This window comes from Exiguobacterium sp. AB2, from assembly GCF_000696055.1.
GTDB classification, from domain to species: Bacteria; Bacillota; Bacilli; order Exiguobacteriales; family Exiguobacteriaceae; genus Exiguobacterium; species Exiguobacterium alkaliphilum.
Genome location: NZ_JNAA01000092.1, coordinates 1 through 4,788, shown reverse-complemented (window position 1 = coordinate 4,788; position 4,788 = coordinate 1). Strand labels below are relative to the sequence as shown.

At 55.7% G+C, this 4,788-nt stretch carries 7 protein-coding genes; 3 read left to right on the top strand and 4 right to left on the bottom strand.

Going from position 1 to position 4,788, the window contains the following annotated elements; translation table 11 throughout:
- Positions 1–26: 26 nt before the first annotated feature.
- From DI14_RS11455 to DI14_RS11440, 4 genes are all read right to left on the bottom strand, one after another.
- The gene (locus tag DI14_RS11455) at positions 27–554 is read right to left on the bottom strand and encodes a DUF2812 domain-containing protein (protein ID WP_034808681.1); all 528 of its coding nucleotides are present in this window, start codon (positions 552–554) and stop codon (positions 27–29) included.
- A complete protein-coding gene (locus tag DI14_RS11450; RefSeq protein WP_034808679.1) occupies positions 551–883 on the bottom strand; it encodes a PadR family transcriptional regulator in 333 nt (110 codons plus the stop codon). The genes DI14_RS11455 and DI14_RS11450 overlap by 4 nt, the downstream gene beginning before the upstream one ends.
- A gap of 117 nt (positions 884–1,000) precedes the next feature.
- Positions 1,001–2,128 carry a YfbR-like 5'-deoxynucleotidase gene (locus tag DI14_RS11445; RefSeq protein WP_034808677.1) on the bottom strand — a complete coding sequence of 376 codons (1,128 nt, stop codon included), beginning with the start codon at positions 2,126–2,128 and terminating at the stop codon, positions 1,001–1,003.
- Positions 2,128–3,162, bottom strand: coding sequence for a potassium channel family protein (locus DI14_RS11440; protein WP_034808674.1), 1,035 nt, complete (start codon positions 3,160–3,162; stop codon positions 2,128–2,130). The genes DI14_RS11445 and DI14_RS11440 overlap by 1 nt, the downstream gene beginning before the upstream one ends.
- Before the next feature lie 103 nt (positions 3,163–3,265).
- Between DI14_RS11440 and DI14_RS11435 the strand changes: the two genes are divergently transcribed.
- The 3 genes from DI14_RS11435 to DI14_RS11425 form a co-directional block, all read left to right on the top strand.
- Positions 3,266–3,724, top strand: a complete 459-nt coding sequence (locus DI14_RS11435; protein WP_034808671.1) for a hypothetical protein — start codon at positions 3,266–3,268, stop codon at positions 3,722–3,724.
- Positions 3,721–4,086: a hypothetical protein gene (locus tag DI14_RS11430; RefSeq protein ID WP_034808668.1), complete on the top strand. Its 366-nt coding sequence runs from the start codon at positions 3,721–3,723 to the stop codon at positions 4,084–4,086. The genes DI14_RS11435 and DI14_RS11430 overlap by 4 nt, the downstream gene beginning before the upstream one ends.
- On the top strand, positions 4,083–4,788 hold a 706-nt coding region (locus tag DI14_RS11425; RefSeq protein ID WP_034808665.1), incomplete at its 3' end, for a glutathionylspermidine synthase family protein. The genes DI14_RS11430 and DI14_RS11425, both read left to right, overlap by 4 nt.

Genomic DNA, 4,788 nt, shown 5'->3' with positions numbered 1-4,788 from the left:
GCGGATGGCTTGTGCCATCCGCCTAGTCAGCTGTCATGTTCCATCCGTTTTCGCTTCACTAGGAAACCGAGGTACGGGAGTCCGGTGAAGATGAGCCCGATCGTGATGAGCAGATGGACCACAAAGAGCGCCGTCGCCATCACACTCGACCAATCGACTTGTATCAACAGGAGCAAGCCGAGCCACACGGCGAGAAACGTGAGCGCCGCCCGCCCCATCTGGCGCTCTTCTGTCGCGTACTTCGCGATCATCGTCTCCCGGTCTGAATAGATCGGCCGCGCTCCGGGACGGCCTTTGAAGATGTGAATCTCGTCCCCGGTCGATGTCACGTGCTCCCACCCGCTCGATGCGAACATCTCGAAATACTCTTCGTCCGGACGCGTACGGTAATCGAGGCTGTACTGGACGTCTGCCGGTTCGCCTTCGACCAATGAATAACCGAGTGGTGCGAACTTTTCTAAGTGCCAGCCCCGAGCTGCCATCTGTTCGAGCTTTCGCATCTCACGCTCTTCGGCAAATGCGAGCCCCCAGCTCGACATGTACTTCCGTTTCATACGTGTCCCTCCCCTTCTAAGATGAATCGTGCGTCCTCGACAATCGCTTGGCGTCGTCTCACATCATCGCAGAGCAAATCGCGCCCCGCATCTGTGATCAAGTAACTCTTCTTCTTGCCGTCTCCGTCGAGCGGAGCGATGAGCCCTGCAGCGACGAGCTTCTTGATGATCGTGTACATCGAAGCCGGTCCGATTTGCATTCGGCCCGCCGTCAACTCCTCGACGAACTGCATAATCAAGTAGCCATGTCGCGGCTCGGTCAAGGCGAGCAAAATATAGAACATACTATCAGTCAATTCACCGAGCTCAATCGTGTCATTCCGTGGCATATGACCACCCCCTATATCATTCAACGATATACTTCTTACTCTCACTATATATCGTTGAATGATATATGTCAATGAATGATATAAAAAAAGCCACGGACGAATTCGTCCGTGACGTTGTCAACTCGTTACATAATCCAGGTCGTGCAAAATGTAGGCCAAGAAGAAAATCATACTCGGGTTCTCATAGCGCATCTGCACTTTGCGCAGCTGTTCCCGGTAGATGACCTCATACTCGGCCCCGTTCATCTTCCGCTCCATGTTCATCTTGATGAGGGCGTCGAGCTTGTCCATCATGTCGACGAGCTTGCCTTCATACGTGTCATCTTTCGAGTCGGCCATGTAGCGTCGGAACGCCGGCTGCATATAGTCCGGGAGGAGTGACAAGAGCGCCTCGCTCTCGGCTCGTTCATACGCCTCGAACGCCTGTCCGGTCTCCGTCGTCGCGTGCTTCACCGGACCGAGCACGTCCCCGGTCACCCCTTCAACGAGGTCATGACAAAGCAAGCGCGCGACGAGTTCCGCCACATCGACGTCGACGCCGTACTTCTTCCGCTCCAACAGTCCGCTGAACATGCCGAGCGCCGCCGCCCGGAAGCCGTGAATCGCGTCGTTGTCGTCAATCGTGTTGAAGCGACCCTTCCAACGCCTCACGCTGTCCATGCGCATGACGTTCTCGATGAACGTCGCCACTTCCGTCTCTTGTTCGACTTGATCGTATAGCCAGCGGACGGAAGCGAGCGGGTGCTCCCGGAGCGCCGCCTTCATCTCCTCGAGCTTCGCGACGAAGTGCGGCGACCCGTGCGCGACCTCGCGACGGACGAACAACATCGCATCGAACGAGTCGATGCCGTCGACGATCCGTCCCTCGAACGAGTCGTCCTCCGCCTCGACGAGGAAGCGGTAGAAGTCAGGTCGGAGCGACTGCGATAATAAGTCGACGAGACCGAGGCTCGCCGTCCGCTCCATCCGCTCGATATGTTCTTTTAGCGTCGGCTCTTTTTTCGTCCGGTGCATGATCGGACCCGTCTGGACCTCGTTCATATCGTGAAAGAGCGCCTTACCTAACACATCGAGCAAGTTGACGGGACGTCCTTTTTGTTCTTCATAATAAGCCGCGATCAAACTGAAGACCGCGACGCGAAAACTATGGCTCGCCGCATTGTCGTGATAGTGCGGCGCATATTCGTCCCACCGTTGGACGTTTTGCATGCGTGTCATCTTGCGGATGAACGTTCCGTTATGCATCAAACCCCTCCTTGTTTATTCAATCGTTCCCACGTGTCGTCGTGACAGACGACGTAGAGTGTATCGCTCGCCTCGAGCTTTGTGTCGAGCACGGTCGCATAATCGAGCCGGTCGTTGACGGCCATGAGCGTGACGCCCTGGCCGAGCAACGCCTCGGCCGCCGCCCGAATCGTCGTCCATTCCGGGCGCGGTGCGAGTGCCTGGATGTTGCCACCCGACTGCTTGCTCAAAAGTTGCCGAAAAATCGACGTCGTCCCCGGTTGGAGCGTCGCCTTCGCCATGAGGAGCGACACCGAGTCGTTCGCCAAGATGAAGTCGTCGATGCGGACGTGTTTAAACTTTGAGATGTTCCGCTCTTCACACACCTCGACGACCGTATGCAAATCGACGCCTTGTGTTTGCGACAGCGCCTCGACGGCCGAAGCGATGAGGAGCGACTTCCCGTCGGCGAGCAACGACTCGGCGATCCGGGCGTCCGCGAAGATGGCGACGCGGCGCGCACGGAGAATGTTCGCCTGCAGGAGCACCGTCTCGTCCGAGGCATCCCCATGCACGTAATGGACGCGGTCATGATCATACGGTTCTTCTTTTAATTGGTCAATCAAGACGATGTCCGCGTTCGGCTCGTAGCCGAGCACTTCGTCAATCGCCTTCTTCGTCTTCGGTGACCACCCGATATAGACGTAATGGCCTTCTCCTCGATACATGAGTTTCCCCTCCCGTTTTAACCGTTGAAACGTCGCACCGACTTCAACGAGTTTACCAATCAACGCCCCGATAATCCCGATCCCAAACAGGAACAAGAAAATCCCGAGCCAACGCCCCGCGACCGAGGACGGGAAAAAGTCCCCATATCCGACCGTGGTCAGCGTCGTCATCGTCCACCAAAACGAGTCGAACAGGGACGGGAACGTCTCCGGCTCCACCCAATGTCCGACGAGCGTGCCCGTCAAAATGATGACGAGCGAGGCGAGTACGATGTTTAAAAAAGATAGCTTGGACAACCCGCGCCAGACACGAAAAAAGATATGCACTGAAATCACTCGCTTTCTCGGATATACTAGTAACAACTCAATTGGTTTACGAAACCCGTCTCGACTCGGTTCCGTATAGAAAGAAAAAAGAAAGGACTGACTTATGGATTCCATCGTTTTAGAATACCGACTCTATAAAAATGAGCTGTCGTTCGAACCGCTCTACCATTATACATCGCTCGGGCTCGATGAAGTACTCGCCCGCCGCGAATGTGAGTTTTTCGTCAAGGACGGCATGACGTACAAGCAACGCTCGTCCGCACTCGAAGGCGAGCAGTACTTTTTGATTTACGTCGATCGCTATACAGAAGGCCCGGTCGACAAGAAAGAGACCGACGACATCAAAGTCGAGATTCGCACGCTCGACGACCGGTTCGACAACCCGCTCCTTGAGGCGTACTACGTCGACCGTCATTTAGACGCCCTCGCCATGCTCGGTAGCCAGTACGTGTATGTCGGCGGCAACGAATACGAACGTGACTCAGCCGAAACGGATGAGGACCGTGGCACGTATGTGATCTATGTCACCCCGACCGGTTATACATTGGAGGAAACAACATGAAGACAAGCAAAAAAATCTTGAGCGGCCTCTCCGCCGCTGTATTGACCGCCTCCCTCGCCGCTTGCGGGATGGACGAGACGGAACAAGCTACGCTTCCGGACGAGCCGACCGGTTACGAGTGCGACGATTGGGAATGGGATGCAGAAACCGAGTCCTACTATTGTGACGACCGTCGTTCCCCGCACTTCGGTAGCTTCTTCTTACTCGGCAGCCTGTTCAATTCCAAGAGCGCATTGAAAAACTCGGCGACGTATCAAAACTATCGCTCGAACGGCGGAGCGAGTAGCATCACGCCGAACCGGTCGAATCCGGGCTCAAACTCCGGTCTCGGTAGCGGCTCAAAAGGCGGTTTCGGCGGATGAACCGAGACGCCTTGTTCGCGCAAGTCCCTTATTTTTGGCCGGACTTGAACGAGGAAGAGTATGCGCTCTATGACTGCCTCGTCTACTCAAGAGACGAGGTCGAGCGGATTCGCGCGGCGACACGTGACGTCGACACCATTTTCCGCAAGGCGAACCGCCTGCTCCGGACGCTCCCAGACGAGACGCTCCGTCTGCTCGGCTACCCGGAGGCGAGCCTGCCGTTCCTTCGAGACAAGGCGATTCCGCAAGAGACGATTATCGGTCGCTATGACTGGATCGTGAAGAACGGCATGCTCAAGCTGATGGAGTTCAACGCCGACACGCCAACGTTCATCAAAGAACTGTTCGACGTGAACCGATACGTGACGACAGAGTTTGAGCTGGATGACCCGAACGCCGGGGCGACTGAATTGCTTCGAAGTGAATTGCGAAAAGCAGTCATCGCTGCGTGGCAGCGACTACAAAAAGACGGGACACCGAAAATCGTTTTCACGGCTCACGACGACAACATTGAAGATAAATGGACGACGCGTTTCCTGCAAGAGACGCTCGACCTACCGTCCGAGTTCGTTGCCCTGCACGAACTTCTCGTCGAAGAGGATAGGGTGTATACGCCTTCGGGTGAACGGATCGACGTCTTGTATCGGCAGACGTATCCGATTGAGCATTTGGTCGACGACCTAGCACCGGACGGGACACAGA